24 protein-coding genes are annotated in these 24385 nt (G+C 54.2%); 4 read left to right on the top strand and 20 right to left on the bottom strand.

Features of this window, described 5'->3' with window-relative positions; all coding sequences use genetic code 11:
• Positions 1-11: 11 nt before the first annotated feature.
• From ATL17_RS15605 to ATL17_RS15595, 3 genes are all read right to left on the bottom strand, one after another.
• Positions 12-782 (bottom strand): IclR family transcriptional regulator, encoded by a 771-nt coding sequence (locus ATL17_RS15605; RefSeq protein WP_133573739.1) that lies wholly within the window; start codon positions 780-782, stop codon positions 12-14.
• 112 nt (positions 783-894) lie between these two features.
• Positions 895-1371, bottom strand: coding sequence for a GFA family protein (locus ATL17_RS17135; RefSeq protein ID WP_133573738.1), 477 nt, complete (start codon positions 1369-1371; stop codon positions 895-897).
• A 102-nt stretch (positions 1372-1473) separates the two neighbouring features.
• On the bottom strand, positions 1474-2880 hold the full coding sequence (locus ATL17_RS15595) for an aldehyde dehydrogenase family protein (protein WP_133573737.1): 1407 nt from the start codon (positions 2878-2880) through the stop codon (positions 1474-1476).
• A gap of 197 nt (positions 2881-3077) precedes the next feature.
• On the opposite strand from ATL17_RS15595, the gene ATL17_RS15590 reads away from it, so the two are divergent.
• The 3 genes from ATL17_RS15590 to ATL17_RS15580 are packed head-to-tail and all read left to right on the top strand — an operon-like array spanning position 3078 to position 5068.
• Positions 3078-3866 carry an SDR family NAD(P)-dependent oxidoreductase gene (locus ATL17_RS15590; RefSeq protein WP_133573736.1) on the top strand — a complete coding sequence of 263 codons (789 nt, stop codon included), beginning with the start codon at positions 3078-3080 and terminating at the stop codon, positions 3864-3866.
• An 11-nt stretch (positions 3867-3877) separates the two neighbouring features.
• Positions 3878-4666 (top strand): MoaF C-terminal domain-containing protein, encoded by a 789-nt coding sequence (locus ATL17_RS15585; RefSeq protein WP_133573735.1) that lies wholly within the window; start codon positions 3878-3880, stop codon positions 4664-4666.
• 9 nt (positions 4667-4675) lie between these two features.
• Positions 4676-5068, top strand: a complete 393-nt coding sequence (locus tag ATL17_RS15580) for a nuclear transport factor 2 family protein (RefSeq protein ID WP_133573734.1) — start codon at positions 4676-4678, stop codon at positions 5066-5068.
• A 43-nt stretch (positions 5069-5111) separates the two neighbouring features.
• Here the strand turns inward: ATL17_RS15580 and ATL17_RS15575 are convergent, their stop codons facing one another.
• The 8 genes from ATL17_RS15575 to ATL17_RS15540 all read right to left on the bottom strand — a co-directional run bounded on the left by ATL17_RS15575 (position 5112) and on the right by ATL17_RS15540 (position 13318).
• Positions 5112-6062 (bottom strand): helix-turn-helix domain-containing protein, encoded by a 951-nt coding sequence (locus ATL17_RS15575; RefSeq protein WP_133573733.1) that lies wholly within the window; start codon positions 6060-6062, stop codon positions 5112-5114.
• 210 nt (positions 6063-6272) lie between these two features.
• Positions 6273-7076, bottom strand: a complete 804-nt coding sequence (gene hpaI / locus ATL17_RS15570) for a 4-hydroxy-2-oxoheptanedioate aldolase (protein ID WP_133573732.1) — start codon at positions 7074-7076, stop codon at positions 6273-6275.
• A gap of 11 nt (positions 7077-7087) precedes the next feature.
• Positions 7088-7891: a 2-oxo-hept-4-ene-1,7-dioate hydratase gene (gene hpaH, locus ATL17_RS15565; protein WP_133573731.1), complete on the bottom strand. Its 804-nt coding sequence runs from the start codon at positions 7889-7891 to the stop codon at positions 7088-7090.
• A gap of 1 nt (position 7892) precedes the next feature.
• Positions 7893-8765, bottom strand: coding sequence for a fumarylacetoacetate hydrolase family protein (locus ATL17_RS15560; protein WP_133573730.1), 873 nt, complete (start codon positions 8763-8765; stop codon positions 7893-7895).
• 1 nt (position 8766) lies between these two features.
• Positions 8767-10230, bottom strand: coding sequence for an NAD-dependent succinate-semialdehyde dehydrogenase (locus ATL17_RS15555; RefSeq protein WP_133573729.1), 1464 nt, complete (start codon positions 10228-10230; stop codon positions 8767-8769).
• Between the two features lie 135 nt (positions 10231-10365).
• A complete protein-coding gene (hpaD, locus tag ATL17_RS15550; RefSeq protein WP_133573728.1) occupies positions 10366-11346 on the bottom strand; it encodes a 3,4-dihydroxyphenylacetate 2,3-dioxygenase in 981 nt (326 codons plus the stop codon).
• Between the two features lie 62 nt (positions 11347-11408).
• Positions 11409-12923, bottom strand: a complete 1515-nt coding sequence (gene hpaE, locus ATL17_RS15545; RefSeq protein WP_133573727.1) for a 5-carboxymethyl-2-hydroxymuconate semialdehyde dehydrogenase — start codon at positions 12921-12923, stop codon at positions 11409-11411.
• The gene (locus ATL17_RS15540; RefSeq protein WP_133573726.1) at positions 12920-13318 is read right to left on the bottom strand and encodes a 5-carboxymethyl-2-hydroxymuconate Delta-isomerase; all 399 of its coding nucleotides are present in this window, start codon (positions 13316-13318) and stop codon (positions 12920-12922) included. Before ATL17_RS15540 ends, hpaE begins: the two co-directional genes overlap by 4 nt.
• A 139-nt stretch (positions 13319-13457) precedes the next feature.
• On the opposite strand from ATL17_RS15540, the gene hpaR reads away from it, so the two are divergent.
• Positions 13458-13880: a homoprotocatechuate degradation operon regulator HpaR gene (gene hpaR / locus ATL17_RS15535; protein WP_133573725.1), complete on the top strand. Its 423-nt coding sequence runs from the start codon at positions 13458-13460 to the stop codon at positions 13878-13880.
• A gap of 13 nt (positions 13881-13893) precedes the next feature.
• Here hpaR and ATL17_RS15530 read toward each other — a convergent pair whose 3' ends face one another.
• The 9 genes from ATL17_RS15530 to ATL17_RS15490 all read right to left on the bottom strand — a co-directional run bounded on the left by ATL17_RS15530 (position 13894) and on the right by ATL17_RS15490 (position 24370).
• Positions 13894-14646: an SDR family NAD(P)-dependent oxidoreductase gene (locus ATL17_RS15530; protein WP_166639064.1), complete on the bottom strand. Its 753-nt coding sequence runs from the start codon at positions 14644-14646 to the stop codon at positions 13894-13896.
• On the bottom strand, positions 14646-15437 hold the full coding sequence (locus ATL17_RS15525) for an SDR family oxidoreductase (RefSeq protein ID WP_133573723.1): 792 nt from the start codon (positions 15435-15437) through the stop codon (positions 14646-14648). The genes ATL17_RS15530 and ATL17_RS15525 overlap by 1 nt, the downstream gene beginning before the upstream one ends.
• Complete coding sequence (locus ATL17_RS15520; protein WP_133573722.1) at positions 15437-16831, bottom strand: transaminase; 1395 nt, start codon at positions 16829-16831, stop codon at positions 15437-15439. The genes ATL17_RS15525 and ATL17_RS15520 overlap by 1 nt, the downstream gene beginning before the upstream one ends.
• A 251-nt stretch (positions 16832-17082) precedes the next feature.
• Entirely contained in the window at positions 17083-17793 is a 711-nt protein-coding gene (locus ATL17_RS15515; RefSeq protein ID WP_133573721.1) for an ABC transporter ATP-binding protein, read from the bottom strand.
• Positions 17790-19514 carry a branched-chain amino acid ABC transporter ATP-binding protein/permease gene (locus ATL17_RS15510; protein ID WP_133573720.1) on the bottom strand — a complete coding sequence of 575 codons (1725 nt, stop codon included), beginning with the start codon at positions 19512-19514 and terminating at the stop codon, positions 17790-17792. Before ATL17_RS15510 ends, ATL17_RS15515 begins: the two co-directional genes overlap by 4 nt.
• Positions 19501-20370 (bottom strand): branched-chain amino acid ABC transporter permease, encoded by an 870-nt coding sequence (locus tag ATL17_RS15505; protein WP_133573719.1) that lies wholly within the window; start codon positions 20368-20370, stop codon positions 19501-19503. The genes ATL17_RS15510 and ATL17_RS15505 overlap by 14 nt, the downstream gene beginning before the upstream one ends.
• A 51-nt stretch (positions 20371-20421) precedes the next feature.
• Complete coding sequence (locus tag ATL17_RS15500; protein ID WP_133573718.1) at positions 20422-21606, bottom strand: ABC transporter substrate-binding protein; 1185 nt, start codon at positions 21604-21606, stop codon at positions 20422-20424.
• A gap of 42 nt (positions 21607-21648) precedes the next feature.
• Positions 21649-22710 (bottom strand): CobW family GTP-binding protein, encoded by a 1062-nt coding sequence (locus ATL17_RS15495; RefSeq protein ID WP_133573717.1) that lies wholly within the window; start codon positions 22708-22710, stop codon positions 21649-21651.
• The gene (locus ATL17_RS15490; RefSeq protein ID WP_281275902.1) at positions 22703-24370 is read right to left on the bottom strand and encodes an amidohydrolase; all 1668 of its coding nucleotides are present in this window, start codon (positions 24368-24370) and stop codon (positions 22703-22705) included. The genes ATL17_RS15495 and ATL17_RS15490 overlap by 8 nt, the downstream gene beginning before the upstream one ends.
• Between the last annotated feature and the right edge of the window lie 15 nt (positions 24371-24385).

Raw genomic sequence — 24385 nt, 5'->3', positions numbered from 1 at the left:
GCGCTCCTGATTTAAGTGAGCGCCCGTGCTGGGCCGCCCAATTGCACTGAAATGCTTTCAGCGGCGGCCAGCAATTCCTGCAAACATTGTTCCTTCGGCATGCCGCCTTGCACGCGTTCCATATAAGGTATGGTCAGCGCTGCGGTGGCAAAGCCATCAAAGCCCAAAATCGGGGCGCTGATATTCTCAATGCCCTTCACCACAAGGCTTTCCAATTGCTCATAGCCTTGGCTGGCAATCTGGTTCAATTCAGTACGCAATTGTTTGGCAGGCACCTTATCGGGATGAGGAATGCTGGCGATTGCCTTTTCCCGCTCTTCGGGATCGGAATGGGCTAAAATCACCCGGCCAGATGAGGTGCGCCAAAATTCAATCCGCGCACCCATGCGCACGCTCAGCACATTATTACCGGGATTGTCGACCTGCCCCACAATCACAATACTGTCGCCGGAGCGGACCCCCAAATGACAAGATTGGTTGGTTTGGGTAGCAAGTCGCTGCATCACAGGTGCAGCGGCCACGGTCAGCCGCTTTACGATGGGGATACGGTGGGCCAGTTCAAACAAGCGGGTGGTGAGGAAATAGCGGTCGCTGGTTTCATCCAGCGCAATCAGCCCACGCCGCCGCAGCACCACCAGCATACGAAAGATTTCGCTGACAGAACGATCCAACCGCTTGGCGATTTCACCTTGGGTGAGGCTTTCCCCCGCCTCGGCCAATGTTTCAATAATGTCGAGCCCTTTATCGAGCGCTGGCGCGTTATATTTTTCCGTACCGCTCATTGGCTTCCTCCCCAAATAAATCTCGACAAAGCTAAGGGAGAAGTTAAGGCAAAACAATGCAATAGGCGTTTTTTACACGCAAAAATGGGTTTTACGCATGCAATTGGCACCTTTAAAGTTCAATTTGCCGATCGACAAATGTGATCTTAGGCGATTTGAAGCCCATCTTTGCCCAGGCCCACAATAGCTTGGCCATAAAACCAACTGAAAATGATTTAGCCCGCTTAGATGTCACGGTACCGGCTGGCCACAAAATGCCGTAAACACTGGCCCAATGGCCGGGGCCGAAATCGAGGAACATCGGTGTGTTGCAGCAGGTCGCGATGATGCGACGGGTGGGGCTATCTTCTTTCAAGCGAAACTGCGCCAAATGCTCGGCACCCTTTTCGCAATTGATATAATCTTTGCGATAAAGCTCGAAATGGGTCGCGCCGTGCGAGTTCAAAATTGTAGGTGCGCCATCCAAAGCTTGCATTTTTGCCCCAGCCTTTTGGCAGCTGCTGCATCCACAATCAGCACTGGCCATTTCCTTGCCCTTTAAGCTCAATTGCACCTTGCCACATTGGCAGGACAAAATTTGGTTTTGCATTGCGCTTCACTCCCAAGAACATAATAAATCGGTTGTACCATCTAAAGCGCAACTGAGCCACTAAAGTTGGAAAAGGCGACGCCATAGCGCTGCCCAAAACGCTTAAACAAATACGGTTTGGGTGACCGTGAACTCTTTGAGGCCTTCCATGCCGAATTCGAGGCCGATGCCCGATTGTTTGACGCCACCGAAGGGTGCGTTGGGTTGAATGGCCCCATGATTATTGATCCAAACTGATCCGCATTCGAGTCGATTGGCGATTTGTTTGGCTTTGGATTTGTCGCTCGACCAAACTGAACCGCCTAGCCCCATGGGTGATGCGTTGGCCATCTTCACCGCTTCGTCCACATCGTGATATTTGACGATGGGCAAGGCCGGGCCAAACTGTTCTTCCTCCACCAACCGTGCATCTTGCTCAATATCCGCCACCAGCGTGATGGGATAGAAATTGCCCTCCCCTGCCATTGGCTCGCCACCCGTTAAGATACGCGCACCACGCGCCTTGGCGTCGTCCACCAAAGCTTTGACTTTTTCAAATTGGTTGCGGTTTTGGATGGGGCCGAAAACACTGTCTTCTTCCATGCCAGGTCCGGTTTTTACATTTTGCGCAATGGCCGCCATTTCAGTACACACTGCATCATAAATATCCGCATGGACATAGAGTCGTTTAAGCGCCGCACAGGTCTGCCCATTGTTCAGGAACGCGCCCCAAAACAGGCCTTCGGCCGCTTGTTTCGGGTCGGCATCTGGCAATACGATACCAGCATCATTGCCCCCCAGTTCCAACGTTAAGCGTTTTAAGCTATCCACCGCAGATGCCATGATCTTTTTGCCCGTGGCGGTGGAGCCGGTGAACACCATTTTGTTGAATCCGGGATGGGCAGACATGGCAGCGGCCAATTGATCATCACCGGTCACCGCATTCAATACGCCGTTGGGCAGAAATTCGTTGAACAGCTCTACCATGCGCAAAGTGGAAAGCGGGGTGAGCGGTGACGGTTTAATCACCACCGTGTTGCCCGCCCGCAAGGCCGGGATAATGTGCCAGCACCCGATCATCACAGGATAGTTCCATGGGGTGATGGAGCCCACAACACCAATGGGTTTGCGGTGAAGCTCAACACGGCCATCAGGGGTTTCTTCAATCACCTCGATTGGCAAATCCAGCGCCGCCGTGGCGCGGCTCCAGCCGATGGCCCCATCCAGCTCAAAGCGTGAACCCAATTGCACAAGTGGCTTGCCCTGTTCAGCCGTGATCAGCTTGGCCAATTCCTCATGGTGCGCTTCCAGCTTATCTGCCAATTGATTGCACAATTTCTGCCGTTCTTTGTCATCCAAATCACGCCACGCCGGAAAGGCCACTTGGGCGGCGCGCACTGCGTCATCAAGTTGATCTGTGCTGGCAAGGGGCATCTGCCCCACCACCGATTGGTCTGCCGGGTTTAAGACATCGAGATAGTCTGTCGTGCTGATTTTTTCGCCATTGATCACTAGGCCGTAAGAACTCATTTTTCCTCCTCCTCAGGGTACGCGCATTTGGGCTTGCGCGATGATTATTCTGATTTTTGACCCGTCAAAGCCCCGGCTATCAAGGGGTTGACGCGGTTTCTGGCAGCCTTTGCACTCCTGATCAATCTTGAATGCGCACCGGGGCGCGACACGCGATCTCGCCAAACCTAGGCTCTGTTCGGACCGAGGAGGAACAGATGAGATTTAAAGATAAAGTAGCGCTGATCACGGGCGGCGGCACCGGCATTGGCGCTGAAGTTGCCAAGCGGATCGCCGCTGAAGGCGGCAAGGTGGCCTTGGTGGGTCGCCGCAAAGAACCATTAGAAACTGTCGCTGCCGATATTGAGGCCGATATCTATGCGGCAGATGCAGCGGACGCAGACGCGATGGGCCAAGTGGTCCAGAGCCTTGTGGATCAATATGGCCATTTGGATATTTTGATCGCCAATGCGGGTGGCCATGGTGTTGGCCCCACCATCTCCATGAGCGATGAGACGTGGGCGAACGCCACCCGCGCCAATCTAGACACAGCGTTTGTAACGGCCCGCGCTGCTCTGCCCGCCCTGATTGAAGCCAAAGGCAACATTGTGGCTGTGGCCTCCATTGCTGGGCTGTTTGCCGGGCCGGATGCGGCAGGCTATGTGACCATGAAGCATGGTTTGATTGGTCTAGCGAAATCGCTGGCGCGCGATTATGGCCGCAAGGGCGTCCGCACCAACACGGTATGCCCCGGTTGGGTGCGCACCGCCATGGCCGACGATCAAATGCAAGTGCTGATTGAAAAGCACGGGCTGAACTCAGTGGATGAGGCCTATCAACTGGTCACGAAAGACGTGCCTTTGGGCCGCGCGGCCACACCGGAAGAAATCTCCAATGTGATCTGCTTTTTGGCCAGTGCGGAGGCGTCGATGATGAATGGCGCCATCGTCACCGTCGATGGCGGCGCTGGCACGGTTGATCTGCCCACATTGGCATTTGTTGAATAGAGGAGGAACAAATGAGCGAACAAGCGAGACCCGCAGACTGGAAGAATTATGATGATTTTGCCGCTGGCATTGATCATAACCGCCTGCCCACAACCGACGAGTTGATCGGCAAGGATTTTGCCATCAGCTTTAAAGATGGGCGCAAACTGGCTCTAAAATTCACCGCAAGAGACAAGGTGGATTGGCAGGAAAATGGCCAAAGCGGCAGCGATTGGTGTGAGGTGATCAATTTGGCGCCCAACACCTATTTTATCGATATGGTTTTTGCAGATCGCCCCAAAGATGCGGACACGGTGATCATCAATGTGAGCACAGGTCGTGTGCTTTCCATTTACGCGCATATTCGCAGTGTTGAAGAGGCAGCGGGCGACCCGCAGGTGGAACAGATTTTCCGCCCCGGCACATTGGATGGCGCAGAGATTAGCGGACCAGAGCCCGCAGAAACGCGCGACTTGATCGGCTTGCGGGCGCATTACACCTATAGCCCCAACCATGTTTATGAACACACCTATCTCTCATCCACGCGCTATGCATGGCAGAATTTGGTGGGCGTGCAGCGTGGCCATGGTGATGTGGATTTGGCGACCACTTATAAGTTTGATGAAGGCCAATATATTTTCACCTTCCGGGAATATTTGATCCCGGTGGCCTCCACCTTCTTCCATGACTTTAATGAAATGCGGTCTACCGGCAAATTTTTGGGCATTGAGGGCGATGGCTCCATTGCCAACAACCCGGCTGGCGCATTCATCCGCAAAGCATCCATGACCTACTATCTGCCGGGCCAAGAGCCGGTTTAAGGAGACCTAATGTCTGAAGCCTATGAGATTGTAAAAACCCATTATGCCGCCAGTGATCGCGGTGATTTGGAGGGCATGTTGGCGCCTTTGGCCGAGAATTGCGCCTGGACAGAGGCCGCAGGTTTCCCCTGCGCTGGCACCTATATTGGTCCAGAAGAAGTGAAGAAGAACGTGTTCTTCGCGCTTGGCGATCTGTTCGATAATTTCACCTTCACCCTCAACCAATTGCTAGACGCTGGTCAGCATGTTGTGGGTGTCGGTCTTTATGCAGCCACGGCCAAATCAACTGGCAAAAGCTTTGAAGCGCGTGTCACCCATGTGTGGGAAGTTGAGGAAGGCAAAGTGGTCAAGTTTGAGCAGTTTGCTGACACAAAATTGGTGGCAGATGCTTTAAAGCCTTAGGGCTAATCATAGACCAAGAATTAAGGGGCCAATTGGCCCCTTTTTAATTCAACGTTTTGGCATGCCGCGCTTCGCTTGGTGAAATATCAAAGCGTTTTCTGAAGGCGCGTGAAAAATGCGAGCTTGATGAAAAGCCGCAAGAGAATGCGATCTCCGAAATTGACGCTCCTGCAAATTTGGGCGAAGACAAACGTTCCAAAGACTTATCCAGCCGAAGCCCCCACAAAAATTCTGATGGGGTGGTTTCGTCTTGCTCAAAGGCGCGGAACAAATAGCGGCGAGAACAGCCCATTTTTTGCGCCAGTTCGGCAATGTCCAAATCTGAGCGCGACAGATTGGTTTCGATATAGGCTTTAACCCGCATGCGCAGTGTTTTGAGCAACACGGCAGAGCGCTCCAAATCCTCTGGATCGATGCGCAGCACCAATGTTTTGGCCAAATGAAGCAGCGCATCGCCTACGCCGGATTGTCCTTCGGCATCTAATCCATCCACTTGGTCCAATGCTGAAGACATCATGGTGTACAAAATTTTGTGCAAGCTCCGCTCGGCTATATCGAGCTTGTTTGGGCGCATCAATTGCTGCAATGCGGCGGCTGGAATATTGTGGCGTGGCAATTGCAGGATCAATTGCTTCACCGGCGATAGATTATCCAAGCTATAGGATTTGGTTGGATCATAGGCCAGCCAGCTACCGGGCACCAATTCCAGTTCAACATTTGCTTGTTTCAGGCGCGAATGGCCCTCATTTTGCAAAATCAGCTTAATGGCGTCCGGGTCGAATGAACGACGCACCGCGCGCGCGCCATCAACCGAATGGGCACTTGCCGTGATGTGCGACAATCGGCAAGCGCCAAAGTCTGCCGTGTGCAGCTCAGCACTTTGCGGATCGGCGTCGTTAAACCCCACCACCAATGAGCCAAAAATATCCAGCGCGAGCGGTTGAAACGCATCGTTCACCGCATGTTGTATGCGTGTTTCTGGTTGTATCAGCATGGCACTTCCTCCAACAAAACTCCCTCATCGGCAACTCGCGATCTCATTATGCTTTGTGGTGGCATGCAGTTGTCTGCCCAGTTGAGCGGCCAACGCCATGTCATAGTATTTTTTAAACAGTCGAGCTGCCTGACTATATATTTAACATGTTAAAAGTATAGGTGCAAGTTTGCCCTGCTCATCTGATGGGCAGGGCCTTGCTTTAGAAAATTAGTAGGTCTTGTCACCTGCAGGTGCAGCGTGGCCCGCACCAGTGAATTCTTCAGCCAATTTGCTGGTGGCACCTGAGAACAGAGTTACGTCTGTGCCAACCGCAACAAAGCTCGCGCCTTGGTCTAAACACGCGCGCGCAAAAGCCTTGTCCGCGCTCAAAATGCCTGCGGCTTTGCCTGTGGCGACAATTCTTGCAATGCCATCAAGCACCGCGTCTTTCACCACCTGCTCGCCGGGGCGGCCCAGATTGCCCATATCTGCTGCCAAATCAGCAGGCCCGATAAAAATGCCATCCACGCCCTCGACCTGACCGATCTCTTCGATCGCCTGAACGCCCACTTGGCTTTCCACCTGTACAATCAGGCAGGTTTGATCATTGGCTGTTTGCAGATAATCGCCAATGCGGTTGAACTGCGATGCCCGGGCCAGCGCTGCGCCAACGCCGCGCACGCCAGCGGGGGGATATTTAATCGCGCGCACCAGCTCTTCGGCCTGTTTAGCGCTTTCCACCATCGGCACCAAAATCGTTTGCGCGCCAAGGTCCAGCACTTGCTTGATCAACCAGGTTTCGCCAATTGGCACCCGCACCACAGGGTTCACCGGATAGTTGGACAAAGCTTGCAGTTGACCCAGAATAGATTGCAGATCATTGGGCGCATGTTCGCCATCGATCACCAGCCAGTCAAAGCCAGCCCCGGCACAAATTTCAGCCGTATAGGCATTGGCGAGGCCCATCCACAGCCCGATCTGCTTTTCGCCTTTTAGGATGGCGGCTTTAAATTTGTTGGTGGGTGCTGGCATTGTGATGTTCCTTATTCGAAATAGGTACTGACGGTGCCCAAGGGGCCGAAGTCTGCCATAATGGTGTCGCCGTGGCTGGTTTCCACGGGGCGGATGAAAGAGCCGGAAAGCACAATCTCGCCGGGTGCCAAGCCAATGTCAAATTGCGCCAGCCGCTTCACCAGCCACACAATGCCCATGGCCGGGTGGTTCAGCACACCTGCGCCAAGGCCGGTTTCTTCCACCACGCCATTGCGCTGCACGATGGCGCCAATCCAGCGCAAATCTACCTCATCAACCCGCATAGCACGGCCACCCAGTACCAGCCCGGCATTCGCCGCATTATCTGATACCGTGTCGACAATGGTGCGCATCTGGCCTGTGTCTGCATCTTTCCGCACGACCCGCGTGTCCAAAATCTCCAGTGACGGGATCACATAATCCGTGGCGTTCAGCACATCGAACATGGTGACCTTGTCGCCCTTAAGCGGTGCTTTCAGTACGAATGCAATTTCCGCTTCAATGCGCGGTTGGATAAAGCGATCTTTTGGCACCGTCGCGCCATCTTCAAATGCCATATCGTCAAACAACACGCCGGAATCGGGTGTGGTGATGTTCAATGCCGCCTGCATGGCTTTTGACGTGAGGCCAATTTTCCAGCCAATGCGTTGACGCCCCAACCCATATTTATGGGCCACCCAGGCATCTTGCACCTTATAGGCATCGGCCAGTTCTGCCTCCGGAAACCGCTTAGAGATCAGCGGAATTTGCTGCCGCGTTTCTTCGGCATTGTGCAGTTCTTCCGCCAGCTTTTTGGCATCATCATCACTGATCATTTTAGTCCTCATCCCGCACTGTGTTGCGCAACAGGCCAATGCCTTCAGCTTCCACTTCGATCACATCACCGGGCTTCAGCCATTGGGGTGGATCAAGCCGCGCGCCTGCGCCTGTTGGTGTGCCGGTCACGATCACGTCGCCGGGCACCAAGGTGGTGAAGGTCGAAATATAATTGATCAATTTTCTAAAGCTGAAAATCATGCGTGAGGTGCGATCATCCTGACGGACTTCGCCATTCACCTTTGTGGTGAGGCGCACATCGGCCAATTGCTCTTCGCCTTCAAACGGCACCAACCATGGACCGATGGAGCCTGTATCGTCGAAGTTTTTGCCTTGGGTCACGTTGAATTTGGCATGGCGCACCCAATCGCGAATGGTGCCTTCATTGCACAAGGTCAAGGCCGCCACATGGTCCAACGCCTCTTCTTCAGCAATGTGCCGCCCGCCTTTGCCGATCACCAACACGATCTCGCCTTCATAATCCAATTGTGGCGAGGCGTGGGGGCGGACCAAAGCTTGGTCATGGCCAGTGAAGGAGCGTGGGAACCGGATGAAAAGTGACGGGTTTGGCGGTGCCTCTTGCCCGTCCTTATATTCTTCATTTCGGTTAGGGAAGTTAACGCCCACGCAAATCAATTTCTCGGGGTTTTGGATAGGAATTTCATAGGAAATCTCATCCAAACCAAAATCGCAGGGCTGGCCTTTTGCGGCCTCAACCAATTCGGGCAGCGCGCCCGCTTCGATCACTTCGCGCAACCCAGCATATTTGGAGCCAAAGCGGGCAGAAAGGTCCACCACGCCTGTGTCGGTGATGGCCCCGTAGCCCAGCTTGTTGTTGCGCTTAAATGTGGCGATGCGCGCCCGATTGGTCATATTATTCCTCATTTACCTTGATGCCGCCGAGGCAGACATATTTGAGTTCTAAAAATTCATCCAAGCCATAGTGCGAACCTTCACGACCCAACCCGGAATGTTTGACGCCACCAAACGGCGCTTCCGCAGTGGAGATCAGCCCAGTGTTCACGCCCACCATGCCATATTCCAATTCTTCAGCGACGCGCCAAACCCGGCTCAAATCATTGGCGTAGAAATAGGAGGCAAGGCCAAATTCAGTGTCATTTGCCATGTGCACCACATCGGCTTCGCTCTCGAACTTGAATAGCGGCGCAACGGGACCGAAAGTTTCTTCCGTCGCCACGGCCATATCTTGGGTGACGCCGGTCATAATGGTCGGTTCAAAGAAGGTGCCGCCAAGACTGTGGCGCTGGCCACCCAAGGTTACTTCCGCACCTTTTTGCTTGGCGTCCGCAATATGTTCTTCCACCTTTTCAACCGCGCCCTGATCGATCAGCGGCCCGAAAGTCACATTATCTTCAAAGCCATCCCCGGTTTTCAGTTTCTGCAATGCTTGTTTCAGCTTTTGCGCAAATTCATTATAGATATTGGCTTGCACATAAATCCGATTGGCGCACACACATGTCTGGCCATTATTGCGGAACTTGGCGATGATTGCTCCGTCCACCGCGTCATCCACATTGGCATCGTCGAACACGATAAAGGGCGCATTGCCGCCCAATTCCAAGCCGAGTTTTTTGATGGTTGGAGCACTTTGCTCATAGAGCATGGCGCCCACTTCCGTGGAGCCAGTAAAGGTGATTTTACGCACCACGTCGCTGGCGGTCAGTGTGTCGCCAATGGTTTTGGAAGAGCCGGTGACCACGGAGAACAATTCCATGGGCAACCCGGCGCGTTCCGCCAACACGGCCAATGCAATGGCTGAGAACGGGGTTTGCGACGCGGGTTTCAGCACCATCGCACAGCCTGCAGCGAGCGCTGGTCCGGCTTTGCGGGTGATCATCGCATTGGGGAAGTTCCACGGTGTGATGGCCGCCACAACGCCAACGGGCTGCTTCATCACCATGATGCGGCTATCGGTGCGGTGCGCCGGGATCAAATCGCCATAAACGCGGCGTGCCTCTTCGGCGAACCATTCAATAAAGCTTGCGCCATAGGCTATTTCGCCTTTGGCTTCGGAAAGCGGTTTGCCTTGCTCAAGGGTCAAAATGGCCGCCAAGTCATCCTGATTTTCCATCATCAATTCAAACCAGCGACGCAGAATCTGTGCCCGCTCTTTTGCGGTGCGTTTGGCCCATTGCTTTTGCGCTTTGGCCGCAGCGGCAATCGCTTCTTCCACTTCTTCAGCGCCAATTTTGGGCAGCTTGCCCACAATGTCGCCGGTGGATGGGTTTTTGACCGTCAGCATATCATCGCTGGTTTCGATCCATTTACCAGCAACTGGCAGGGCTTCGCGGAGCAATTTGGGGTCGTTCAGTTTCATGTCGCTTTCCTTTGTTAGCCGTTCAAGTCAAACGCCTCTTGGCGTTGGGATGGGGTTAAAAGGTCAACGGCTCAGTGCTCAAAAAGTTCTCGCCTTGCCGTTATCTTCGCCCCGCCCAACGCCAGTGGGTTCGCTTTATGGCGCCACAATAGGCTGCGCGGCCAATTGGCTGTCGCTGATTTCGGTATTGGCAAAGGTCGTGCCTTCCTCAAACCAGCTGCGCGGTGCGGGTGCGCCCCAAAGGGTTTGCCGCTGCGGATCTTTCAAATCCCATTTGATCGGCTCAAGGTCTGGATCAACGGTCATATAGTCCGAGCAATAGATCTCGATACGGTGACCATCTGGGTCGCGGATATAGAGGAAAAATGCATTTGAAATGCCGTGACGGCCCGGGCCACGTTCGATATTTTCGAGATAGCCAGTGGTGGACATCAAATCGAGCAAGTCGATGATGGCCAGCGGGTTTGGCACCCAAAAGGCCGTATGGTGCAAGCGGGGACCACGGCCATTGGTGAAGGCCATGTCGTGCACACCACCTTTGCGGTGCATCCACGCCGCCCAAAGTTTTTTGCTCTCTTCATCTTCGGTATATTCCGTCACACGGAAGCCGAGATCATTATAAAAGGCCACGCTTTCATCCACATTGGTGGAGAAGCAGTTGAAGTGGTCAATGCGCAAGGGGCGCACGCCTTTATAAAGCTTATATTGCTGATGGATTGGGTCGAGCTGGTTCATGCGCGCATAGAATTCCAGCGGGATGCCATGCAAATCCTGAGTGCGCAATGTGCGGCCCTGATGCGGGCGCTCAATCCATTCAGTGGGCAGACCCTTTTCTTTGAAATAGATTTCAGCCTTGTCCAAATCCTGCTCATCATAGACCTTAAAGCCCAACACATTGGCTTCAGCTTTCTGGCCTTTGCGCAGAATGATACAATGATGATTGCGTTCTTCCAATGCGCGCAAAAACACTGTTTCGCTATCTTCATAAGAGATTTGCAACCCAAGCGTATCAGCATAAAAAGCTTTGCTGGCCGCCAAATCGGTCACCATAAATTCCACATGAGACAAGCGAACAATGTTGAAGTCGGGATATAAATTACTCTTGGGTACAGGCATTTTAACGGATCTCCTCAACGCGGCCTAAAACCGCAAACTCAATTCTTATTTGTGGGGCAGGCTTAGCCACCCAATTTTGGAATGGCATGCGCGGTAGTTGCAAAAGCGATGTTCTTTGTTTCCATATAGAAATCAAAAGACCAATCGCCGCCATCGCGGCCGATGCCAGAACTTTTCACGCCGCCAAATGGCGATGGCAAATGGCGTACATTTTCTGAATTTACCCAGATCATGCCCGCTTCGAGCTGATCGGTGAAGCGCAAGGCGCGGGTCACATCTGAGGTCCACACATAGCCTGTGAGGCCATATTCTGTATCGTTGGCGATGCTCAGCGCTTCTTCTTCGCTGTCAAATTTCATGGCGCTCAATACGGGGCCAAAAATTTCTTCCCGGGCGATACGCATATCGTTGGTGACATTGGTGAACAATGTTGGCTCCACATAGCAGCTGGTGAACCCGTCCGCCTTCTTGCCGCCAGCAGCAACAGTCGCGCCTTCCTTGGGGCCGATCTCAAGATATTCCAGCACCTTCTTTTCGTGCACAGGGTGGATCAACGGGCCGACCACCGTTTGTGGGTCAAGCGGGTGCCCAACTTTAATGTTCTTGGCTTTCTCCGCCACCTTGACAGTGAACTCATCATAGATGGATGATTGCACCAACAAGCGCGATGAAGAGGTGCAGCGCTCGCCGTTCAGTGAGTAGATCATGAACACGGCTGCATCTGCGGCGCGGTCCAAATCTGCATCATCAAAAACCACCACTGGGTTTTTGCCGCCCAATTCAAAGTGGAAGCGCTTCAATGTGTCTGCGCCTTGCTTCATGATCATGGAGCCCGTGCGGCTTTCGCCCACAAAGCCCACAGCCTTGATGTCAGGATGTTCAGTCAGCGCCTTGCCTGCATCTTCGCCAAAGCCATTCACTAGGTTCCACACCCCTTTAGGCAGGCCTGCCTCTTCGGCAATTTCCACCAACAGGCGCGCGGTGAGTGGCGAAAATTCCGCAGGCTTGTGCACAATTGTGCAGCCTGCCGCTAGCGCTGGGGCGATTTTCCAGGTCGACAGCATAAACGGCGTGTTCCATGGGGTGATGATCCCCACTGGGCCAATCGGCGAACGTGCTGTGATGTTCAATTGATTGTTGGCCCGCAAGGATTCACCGTCGCGGGCCATTGGCGCACGATCCGCGAAAAAGCGGAAATTCTCCGCCCCGCGCAAAGCGGCTTTCGACATGAAGCGGATGGCTTGGCCCGTATCGATGCTTTCAACAAACGCGATTTCTTCGGCCCGCGCTTCAATCGCATCGGCAATGCGGTGCAATAGCTTTTTGCGTTCTTTGCCCGGCATCGCGGCCCACTCCGCAAAGCTTGCTTTTGCCGCTTTTGCCGCCTTGTCGATATCTGACGCACCGCCACGCGCAACCTTTGCAATCGGCTCCAGATCAACCGGCGAGATAATTTCAAACTGCTCACCGCTATCTGCTGCAACTGATTGCCCTGCAATATGGTTCAACACACCCTCTTTGCGAAAGCGTTCTAAATAGGATTGTGCCTTTTCAATATTGGTCTTCAGGTCGGTCATGCGTTAGATCCTGTTGCTCGAATGCGTTTATGGATGGTGTTGCGCTTCCAACTTAATTCGGCGTCAATTTCGCGAATTTCGAGTGAAAGAGCAAAATGTTCGGTTTCAAAAAGCGATGCCAATTCGGCTTGGGCGCGTGCGATCAGTGCCTCGCCCACTTGCTTTTTGTCTTCTTGGCTGCGGCCTTGACCAATGCGCAAATTGATATCGACAAATGCATTTTCCGCATGCAAATCCGCAATGGCATAATGATCTGCGCGGAAAGCGCGCACGCGCACGCCGCCTTTTTCAAATGGCCCTGCATTGATCATCACGTCATGCAGCGCATGGCAAAGTGCGTTCATATCAATCTTATCAGCCAGGTTGGCTGAGTATTCTATGCTCAAATGCGGCATAGTCGCCTCCGTCCCAATATTGTTTAACGTGTTAAATATATTTTTCTCTCTTGTCAAGCGTCAAAGGAAAAGGCTTGCCCCAATTCAACAATCCCGCAATAAAGGGTGCCAAGTTTTTTGAAGCCGGATGGAAAGAAATATGTTTCCACAAAGTACCCGCCGCTCACTGCCAATGGCCCTGTTGCGTGCTCGCGAATCTGTCATGTCTCATTTTCGGCCAATGCTGGCTGCGCATAATGTGACCGAGCAACAATGGCGGGTGCTCCGTGTTGTTGATGAAGAAGGCCCGTTGGATGCCACCGAAGTGGCTAACCGTGCTTCCGTGTTGGCGCCGAGCCTGACGCGCATCATCAAAACGCTTGAAGATCGCGGCTTTATTCTGCGCCGCCGGGCCGATGATGATGGCCGTCGCGCCGTGCTTTCTGTCACCGAAAGCGGCAAAGCTTTTATTGAAGCCATCTCTCCAGAACAACGCCGCATCTATCAATCTCTAGAAGAAAAATATGGCGTTGAGCGCATTGAAAAGCTTCTCGATCTGCTCGAAGAATTTGTTGAAGAATAGGGTTTAGCTCACCCTATTTCTTGCGCCCACCGCCATCGGCCACCAATTGGGTGCCGCTGATAAAGCTGGCCTCATCAGAGGCTAAAAACAGGCAGCAGGCCGCAATCTCATCCGCCCCGGCAATCCGGCGCAAACAGATGGTTTGACGTATTTTTTCAAATTCTTCTTCTGGGTTTGTGCCGCGTGTCTTTGCCAATTGTGCCATTTCCATTTCACTCATGGGCGTGCGCACCCAACCGGGCAGCACCACATTGGCGCGAATACCATCAGGCCCATGGGCATTGGCAATCGACTTTGTATAGGTGATCAGCGCCGACTTGCTGGCTGCATAGCTGGCCATGCCGGGCCCGCTATTTTGCGCCGCGACGGAGGCGATATTGACGATGGCGCCGCCCTGTTTTTTCAACAAGGGGATCGCCGCACGGCATATGCGCATGGCGCCAGTGGTGTTGACGGCAAAGGTTTTGTCCCAAACCTCGTCATCAATTGTTTCCGGGTCGTCATCGAATATCACGCCGGCCGCGCCGATTAAGATGTCCAGCCGCCCCTCGCAGGCTTTTATCGCCGCTTGAATATCAACCTTTTGCGTCACATCACCATGCACGGCCACTCCATCTGTTTTTGCAGCAACTTCATCCAGCGCTTCGCCACCCAACCCGAAAAGAATCAGTTCCGCCCCTTCTTTTGCAAATCGTTCTGCGGTGGCCCGGCCCATGCCAGTGGCGGCCCCGGTGATCAAGGTGCGTTTGCCTTTAAGTGCACTCATTATAGCCCCCATCGGTCTTCCACGGCGTAACCCGTTTCCGGCAAGCTCGCGCCGCCATCCACAATTATGGTTTGTCCGGTGATATATTTCGCTTCTTCTGACGCTAAAAACAGCATGGCGTGGGCAATATCGTCGGCTTCGCCCAGTGCGCCCATGGGGATATGCCTGCTCAATTCCGCCATTGCATCGGGCTGCCCCATGCGGCCACGACCGGGCTTGGCAATAAAGCCCGGCTCCACGCCGTTCACGGTGATGTTCTCCCGCGCTAGCTCAAAGCCTGCGCCTCGGATAAAAGCATTCACGCCCGCTTTCGCCGCTGAATAATGCGTGCCGCCACCAAAGGCGCGACGTGATGAGATGGATGAAGTCACCAAAAACCGTCCAGCATTTGATTTACGCAGAAAAGGCAATGCGGCCTGCGTAAGCCAAAAGCAGGACTTGAGGTTCAGATCGAGCACCAATTCCAACTGATCTTCGTCTAGCTCTTCCACATCGCCCCACGGGCAACCGCCTGCATTGTGCACCACAATATCCAATTGCCCATTTGCAGCCGCTGCTGCTTTGCCCACAAGATGATGCAATCCATCACGCGATAGATCATCCAGTGGCAGCGCCAGCGCTTTATGCCCCGCCGCTGTGAGGGTAACCGCCAGTTCCTCGGCATAATCCAAGGTGCGGTTGGCTAGAATCACTTGCGCACCTGCTTCAGCAAAGCGGGTGGTAATCGCAGCGCCAATGCCACGCCCCGCCCCAGTGATCAGGGCCACTTTATCCTTTAAGGAAAAGGGCATCAGACCACTCCATTTTCTTGCAGCAGGCTGATGAATTTCGCAAACACTTCGGTGTGCTTATCCACCTGCTCTGCCGTGGTGGCCGGACACATCAAAAACATGGTGTGGAATGGGGTCACCAAAATCCCTTCATTCATATAGAAGGCGTGCAACAGCACTTCCAAATCGCCTTGCCGGGTTGCGATCACGTCTGCGCCATTGCGCGGTGGTTGCGGCGAAAACATAATTTCCGCACGCGCACCCACTTGGGTCACGTGCCAGGGCAAATTGTTCTTTTCGATCAGTTTGCGCGCGCTCTTTGCCAGCCGTTCCGCATTGGCGATCATTTTGTCGAAATTCTCATCGGTCAGGATATTGGACAGCACCGCTTTCATGGTCGCCACGGTTAGGGCATTGCCCGCCAAGGTGCCGCCGATACCCAAATGGGCGGACTGGCGTTTCTTCGGGTTCACATGTGGCACTTCTTGCCAAATGCGCTGTGCCAGTTCTTCGCTGATGCCGAAAATGCCTGCCGGAATGCCCCCCGCGATGGCTTTGCCCGCCACAAAGATGTCGGGCTCCAACCCGTGGGTTTTGGTGAAACCGCCTGTGCCGCTGGACATGGTGTGGGTTTCATCAATGATCAAAATCGTCCCGGTTTCTCGCGTTTTTTCGCGCACAAATTCATTGAAGCCGGGTGCCACCGGGATCATGCCGAAATTGGTCATCATCGGTTCCATCAGCACACAAGCAATTTCGCCGCTTTCCAGCGCTTCCGCCAGCGCCTCCCGGTCGTTAAATTCCACCACATGTGACACTTTTGAATGATCAACGCCATTGGGGTGGATCATATTGCGCAGGCCAACTTTGCCGTCGCGAATTTCCACATGCGCCTCCTCCACACCGCCATGATAGCAGCCGGAAAAAACCAACACTTTTTGGCGGCCCGTCACCATGCGGCAATAGCGGATGGCACCACGATTGGCGTCGGTGGCTGATGTGGTCAGGGTCCAATAAGGCATGCCGAACCGGTGGGCCAATTCCTGCCCGACCCAAATACTGTCTTCCGTGGGCAGCATGGTGGTGGTGCCGCGCTTGAGTTGGGCCAAAGCGGCTTCGGTTACGGCCTCTGGCGCGTGGCCACACATGCCGCCCGTATCGCCCAAGCAAAAATCTGTGTAGGTGCGGCCATCCACATCCTGCACTTCGGCGCCTTTGGCGCTGTCGACATAAATGGGAAAACCGCCAGCCCAGCGCCGCATCCAGTGTGACGGGCCGCCATAAAGATAGTTCTTGCGCCCTTCACCCCACAGGGATTGCGATTTTGGATGGGTATCCGCAAAACGCTGCTGCTCTGCTTCCAGCAATTGGTCGATAATTTGGGCCCGTTCTGATTGTGTTGCTTGTTCTGCCATTTCTCATCCATTTCAAAAGCTGTGCTTGACCCTTGGTGCATCGAGATTTGCTTTGTTCGGCATCGACACGTCAAAAGCCTGCAAACCCAGCAAATTGGCCTACATGCGTTGACCAACAGGGTTGCAAATCCCAGCACCAACTGTCAATATATTTCACACGTTAATTATTTTTCCAGCTTGTCTTCCCCCAACACCATTGCTGGAAACTTCAGCCCGGAGAGACTTGGTCTTTCCGGGCTTTTTTATGGGGGTTAGGCGCTGTCTTTTTCCATATCGCCCAGATAGAGATGGTGCAGCATGGCTGGGTCATTGCGCAAAATTTCGCATGAGCCATCATAAACCACTTCACCCCGCCGCAGCACATAGGCGCGGTCGCCAATATCTAAAGCAAGATTGGCGAATTGTTCCACCAGCAACACGGCAAGGCCTTGATCTGCCAACAGGCGCACAGCCTGCATCAACCGTGCCACCACCACCGGGGCTAACCCGGCAGACATTTCGTCGATCAACACCACTTTGGGTTTGCCCAGCAGCGCCCTGGCGATGACCAGCATTTGCTGCTCGCCACCCGAAAGCATTGCTGACTTTACATTGGCGCGTGTTTTCAGCTCTGGGAACAAATCATAAGCTTGTTCCAGCCCGCTTTCCGGGTGCAGGCCCACGCGCAAATTGTCCTCAGTGCTCATTTCAGCAAAGATGGTGCGGCCCTGCTCCACATGGGCGATGCCGGACCGGGCACGGTGCCCCGCGCTGGCTTTGCACATTTGCGCCCCCTCCAGCACAATATCGCCACTGGCAATAGGAATAACGCCGGAAGTGCCTTCCAGTATTGTGGTTTTGCCCGCACCATTGGCACCTAGCAGCACGCTGATTTCGCCGGGCTTCGCCACAATATCTACCCCATGCACAATGGGTATATCCCCGCGCTTGATGTGCACTTTGTTCAGTTCGAGAGCATTCATGCGCTTGCCTCCAATTCATGGTCGACGCCCAGATAGGCTTTTTGCACAATCGGTGTTTCCAACACATTGGCGGGTGCACCGTGGGCAATCACCGTACCGAAATCTAAAACCGTCACTTCTTCGCAAGCGGACCGCACCAAATCCATATCGTGCTCAATCAGCAGAACTGAGGAGCCGAATGTTTCTGGGATTTGGCGAATTCGCTCGCCCAAGCGCACCGCTTCGGCGTAGGACTGGCCTGCGGCTGGTTCATCCAACAAGATCACAGGTGGACGGGCGGCAACAATGCCCGCCACATCAAGCAGGCGCCGTGTGCCGGCATCAATGCTGGCAATTGGTGTGTTTGCTGGCGGACAGTTAAACCAATCCAACACCGCTTCCACTTCATCGTCAGATAGGTCGCTGCCTGCGGCAAGGCGCATATATTCGCCCACTTGCAGCTCTGGCGCGATGCGGGTGGTTTGCCATGTGCGGCGCACGCCCAAACGCGCCCGCTCGGTAACGGAAACGCCATTGAGGCTTTTATCGCCCAAGCGAATATCACCTTCGTAGTCTGGCAAAAAGCCCGTTATGGCATCCACAAGTGTGGATTTGCCCGCACCGTTCGGGCCGATCAAGCCGACCACTTTGCCGTGGGGCACCGTTAAGTTGACTTTGTTCGACGCCACCACATTGCCGTACCGCACGGTCACATCCTGCACCTGCAAGGCGGGTACATCTTTGGCGAATGTTTTGGCAGCGGGTAGTTTGTGGGTCTTTGCTTTGGCGCGTTTAAACAAGCCCTTCGGCACTATTTTGCCACCCAAACGCATAAAGGTTTCGCTGATGCTTTCACCCGTTGAAAGTGCCTGCACCGCACCCGCGGCGAAGATCACGCTTCCGAAATCCTGCGGCACATTCAGCCGCCGCAACAACTCAGGAAATAAGCTGACCAGCACCCCGCCAATAATGGCACCTAGGGTAAATTGACTGCCCGCCATGGTGGCCACCGCAAACAAGGTGAGCGATTGCATCATGGAGAAGTTCTCTGCCACCAGCGTGCCCAAATAGCCTGCAAACAAGCCGCCTGCGACCCCAGCAATAAAGGCTGAAATCGCAAAAGCGCTCAGCTTGGTTGTGGGAATAGACACCCCATGCGCCGCCGCCGCCCGTTCAGAATGGCGCACCGCCAACCAGGATGCACCAAGGCGAGACCTGTTAAGGAATTCCAGCACCACGGCAATCAGCGCATAGATCATGATCACAAACATGAAATAGCCCACATCGCCTTCCATGCCTGCCGGGCGGGCGACCATTTTAAAATTGGTCTGCCCCGGATAGGTGATGGTGGCGAGCACAACGTCAAAGGCGGATGCAAAGCCCAGCGTGACAATTGCCAAATTGATGCCGCGCAGCCGCAAAGCGGGCAGGCCGATAATGATGCCGAATGGCAGGGCCGCAAGGCCACCGAGCAAAAGCCAAAGCGGCAAACCGCCCGGGAAGTCGATAAAATTGAGATAACCGACTGTCCACGCGCCAACGCCTGCGAATGACATTTGGCACAGCGAGATCATGCCGGTCCGTCCGGTCACAATGCCCAAGCTTTGCAAAGCGATGCCGAGGATAAACACGGCGGTGATCAGATAAACCCAATAATTTGGCAATAGCCCAACCACCAAGCCACCGGCCACGAGAATAGATAAAGCCGCGAAAAAAGCGGCGCGAAGACTAGCGCGATTCATCCCAACGAGCCTCCCTTTGCGACCATAAAAGAACAAGTAAGATGACGATGAACGGAATTGCCGCGCGATATTGGTTTAGACCCACCAATCCGCTGGCCAGCCCTTCAATAATTCCGATGGCCAGCCCGCCAAACAGTGCAGCGCGGAAGCTTTTGAATGCCCCAATCAGCGCCGCCGCGAGGGCAGGCACGATCAAGAGACTCAAAGACGCGAAATCAGGTGAGCGCAACGGCGCGATCAACATCAATGCGAAAGCGGTCACCGCCCCTGCAATGGCCCAGACAATCAGCGCCAGCAGCCGCACGCGAATGCCCAGCAATTCCGCAGCCATAGGCCGTTCAGATAAGGCCCGCAGCTCTAACCCAGTGCGGGTGCGGTTTAAAAATTGCTCTGCGGCGATGGTCAATACTATCGCCAGTCCAATGGCGGCGATCGATGCATTGGTGATTTGCACATCTGCCAAGCGCAACCACGCGCCCTGCAAAATGTCTGGAAAGCGCTTCGGGTGTTGTCCCCCAGTCAGACGCAGGCCAAGGGCGATAAAGCCCACCAACAGCGCAGCGGTCACCGCGGCTTTAACCGAGCCATTTGCGCCGGAAAACCAGATGGTGGTGATGAAGCCGACAAAAAGAGCGGCCAGCGCCCCTGCGGCGATGCCCAGCACCACGGCGGGAAAAAGCGGCATGCCCATTTCCACCAGTGCAACCATAATAAAGGCGCCGCATGCCCCCACGGCGGCTCCGGTGAAATTGACAACGGCCACCAATCGATAGGTGAAAATGGCGCATACGCCCAAAATGGCGTAAGCCCCACCAGCGGAAAGCCCCGCCATAGCCGGTGTTAGAAGTGAATTCATATGTCTGGACCTTTGAATAAGGCCGGATGAAATCACCCGGCCTTTTTTGACTTAGTCAAGCTCAGGCAATGTCAGCCATTCATCGAGCAGCACTTTCCACTCGCCATCTTTAAGCGCCATAATTTTGGTGGCGCGCATGGGGCTGTGCCGTTCAGCTTTACCGAAAATGTAAGGCGTACCTGCGATAGGATATGAAAGGGGTTCCATATTTTCCAGCGCCTGTTTCACGCTTTCGCGGGTCACTGGGCCATCAATGCTTTTGATCACATCGGTCATCACCTGCGCTGCCAAATAACCGCCTTGTGAGAAGGCTGTGCGCGGCAGATCGGCCTTGGTCATTACGTCGATCCAACCTTGGTTGGCTTCGCTCTCAACGGTGTAAGGTTCCCATTCGGTCCCCACATAGACTGGCTGGTTTGTATCCGCCAATGCATTGGCCACTGCATCGGCATAACCCGGTGCCAGGAACAACCAGTCAATGCCTTCAACGCCTTGCGCTTCTGCTGTGTTGACCCATTGTACGATGCCCGGCTCCACTTGGTTGGTCAGCAGGGCTTCGCATCCTGCTTCACGTGCGCGGATTACGTATGGGGTCAAATCGCCCTGCACTGGCAAGGTCAAATCCATCAGATGCAGCTTTTTGCCTGTCAACTTTTCCCAATCGGTGACGCCCTTTGTATAGGCTTCTTGTGTGCCGCCGATAATGTAGAAGAAGGTACAGATTTTCTCGCGACCCACCACTTCACTGGCGTAATAGAGCATCGCGGTGGTGAGGGTAAATGGCCCCACATTCACCGGCGCAACCGATGGCGAGTTAAAGCACGCTGCATCCACGCCAAGGCCAGACACATTCAACACGCCTGTGCGGTTATAAGTGCCCGCATTCACAGCGCAATCCAGAAGACTTGCGCCGCCAGCCAAGGCCACAACTTGCTTATTGTCGATCAAGTCACGCGCTGCCTGTGCCGCAACCTGCGGGTCGCCCCGGTCGTCGGCCAAGGTATATTCAACCTGACAGCCATTGATGCCGCCTGCTTCGTTCAATTGTGCGAAATAGGCTTCTGCAGCATTTGGGGCGTCAGAAAAGTCCACTACGCCCGTAACGGTGGAGACCGAGCCCAACTGAATGGGGCCATCTTCACATGTGGGGCCTGCTGCCAGCGCGGAGCCAGAGAAAGCCATGGATGCAAGGCTGGCCATGCCGCCAAGCGCCAATATTTTCATAAATTTATTCATTCGATTAGGTTCCTCCCGTGTTCAATCGAATTTGGTCTTATCTCAGTGCGAAGCACCTCCCAGTGTTCGCGCTGAAAGTCGCGCTGGCTCCAATTGCGCAAACTTGATCAGCGTGCGTTCTATGGTGTCCAACGTGATGTTTTTGACGATGAAGATCAGGCGGGTACGCCGATCATCCGAAGGCCAATTATTGAGTTGTTTGGGGCGATGAAAAACATGCTGCACCCCATGCACCACCATGGGGCGGTCTGCATCTTCAGTGATGTTGACGATGCCCTTCATGCGCAAAAGGTCCGCACCCTTTAAGGCCGCCAGATTGTCGAGCCATTCGCGGAACAACATCCAATCCACTGGTTGGTCAGATGTGAACGCATAGGTGGCAATGCCATCATGGCGGTGATGTTCATGGTCGCAATGGGCATCGCATTGATGCTCATGATCTGCCTCCATCCATCCGGCATAATCTTTTGCATCGCGGCTTTTGGTGCCATAGGCGCGGTTGAACAGTTGCGCGCTGGCCACATCGCCATTGCGCACAATATGCAATTGTGCGGTTGGATTCAGATCTTCGATCAAGCCTTTGGTGCTGGCCGTTTGATCTGGCCGGGCAATATCTGTTTTGGTGAGGATCACTTGGTCCGCACACGCCAACTGCTTTTTGGCTTCGTCGTGGGTGCGCAAAGTTTGCGCGCCGGATGTGGCATCGACTAGGCTGATCACGGTTTCGATTTCGAACTGCTCTTCTAACTCAGGGTGCGCCATAAGGGCATGTAGAATGGGGGCTGGATCGGCCAAGCCCGTGGTTTCCAAAATTACTCGGTTAAAGTTCAGTTCGCCTGCGATCCGCTTCTGGTTCGCCTCCAGCAAGGTTTGCACCAAGTCTTCGCGCACGGTGCAGCACACGCAGCCATTGTCGAGCAGGGCCATGCGCTCGTCGGTTACTTCCAACAGCAAATGGTCGAGGCCGATTTCGCCAAATTCATTGATGATGGCCAAGGTACCGTCCAAATCGGGCTGGCCCAGCAAATGATTGAGCAAAGTCGTTTTGCCCGCCCCCAAAAAGCCGGTCACCATTGTGACGGGAATGGGCTGTTCGCTAGCCATGTTGCACCGCTCTTTCAAAAACGAGCTTGCCCTGGAAATAGGTGGCGTCGACTTTAGTGTCGGAAATATTCTTTGGCGACACGTCAAAAATATTCTGGTTCAGCACGATCAAATCCGCAGACTTGCCCACTTCGAACGAGCCGATCTCCTTGTCCAAACCGAGCGCTTTGGCCGAATTGAGCGTGAAGATTTCCACCGCGCTGGCCAAATCCAATGCCTGTTCGCGCCACAAGGCTTTGCCCTCGAACGCGCCAGACGGATTTTCGCGGGTCACTAGCCCCTCAATGCCATCCCAAGGGTTAGGGTTTGGAATGACAGGCCAGTCAGAACCACCAGCCATGAGGGCATTTGCCTCTTGCATATTCTTGTTTGGCCAGAATTTTTCTGCCCGCTCTTCGCCCATGGCCTGCTTATGGGCTTCCAAAAAAGTGGTGGGATACCAGATCATCGGCGACAGGTCTGCCGCCACATTCAGCTCAGCAAACCGCGCAATATCTTCATCACGGATATAGCTGGCATGGGCGATATGATGCACCAGATGGGTGGGGCCGTTAAAGCTGCGCACCACATCGATGGCGTCCAATGCCTGCGACACAGCCGCATCGCCCGCGCAGTGAATTTTTACCGCCAAATTCTGCTCTTCGCATTTACCCAACCAGCGGATCAAATCCGGATAGGTCATCATCGTCGCGCCGCGGAAACAGCAACCATGGATCGGGTCTTCGAGATAAGCGTCGTGGAAAGCGGCGGTTTTAGCGCCCGGCACACCATCTAGGAAGAATTTCACAAAATCGGGCTTTACATGGGGGCGGCGGAACTGCTCGCGCTTGGCGAATAAATCATCGCCTGAAATGCCAAACAGAAAGGTTGGCTCCACCGCGGGCATGGCACACGCAGCCCATGCGGTTAGCCCGCCCTCATCATAAAGCCCGGCAATGGCCTGCATGATGTTTTCCATGGAGGCCGCATCCAAAAAGGCCGTGACGCCAAAACCATTGAGCACATTCAAGGCTTTTTTCACCGCCGCGACGCCCATTTCCGGGGTCACGCCGCCTTGCTCGATCAATGCGCGCTCCACCACGCCAGAGGCGGCTTCAATCATAAAGCCGGTGAGTTTGCCTGTGGCAGGATCGCGACCGAACTCGCCTTGGTCTGGGTTGGGCATATCTTCAGTGATGCCCGCCAGCTCCATGGCTTTGGAGTTGACCCATCGATTGTGAAAGGTTTCATCGCGCAGCAGCACCGGATGCCCATTGCTCGCCGCATCTAACATGGCCAGCGATTCCGAACTGTTGAGCACATTGTTCATGTCGGCGCCCAATTGCGCCCCGATGATCCATTCGCCCGGCGCAGCTTTTTCCGCCGCCTCTTTTACCAGAGCGCAAATGCCTTCCCGGCTTAAGCTGCCGGGAAACCGCAATTCATAAAGCTCTGCCATGCCGCCCAGCAAAATATGGTTGTGCACATCCACAATGCCGGGCATGGCCATCTTGCCGCCCAGATCAACAATCTGCGTAGCTGCACCTTTATAGGCTTCCACATCTGCGTTGGTGCCGCGGGCAACAATTTGACCATTGGCCACGGCAAGCGCCTCCACCCATGGGGTGGATGGGTCCACAGTGTAGATTTTGCCGTTGGTATAAATGGTCTCAGCTATCAAAGCGCCGCCCTCCTG

The organism is Maritalea mobilis, assembly GCF_004363175.1.
GTDB lineage: Bacteria > Pseudomonadota > Alphaproteobacteria > Rhizobiales > Devosiaceae > Maritalea > Maritalea mobilis.
This window is presented reverse-complemented; position numbering and strand designations above follow the sequence as displayed.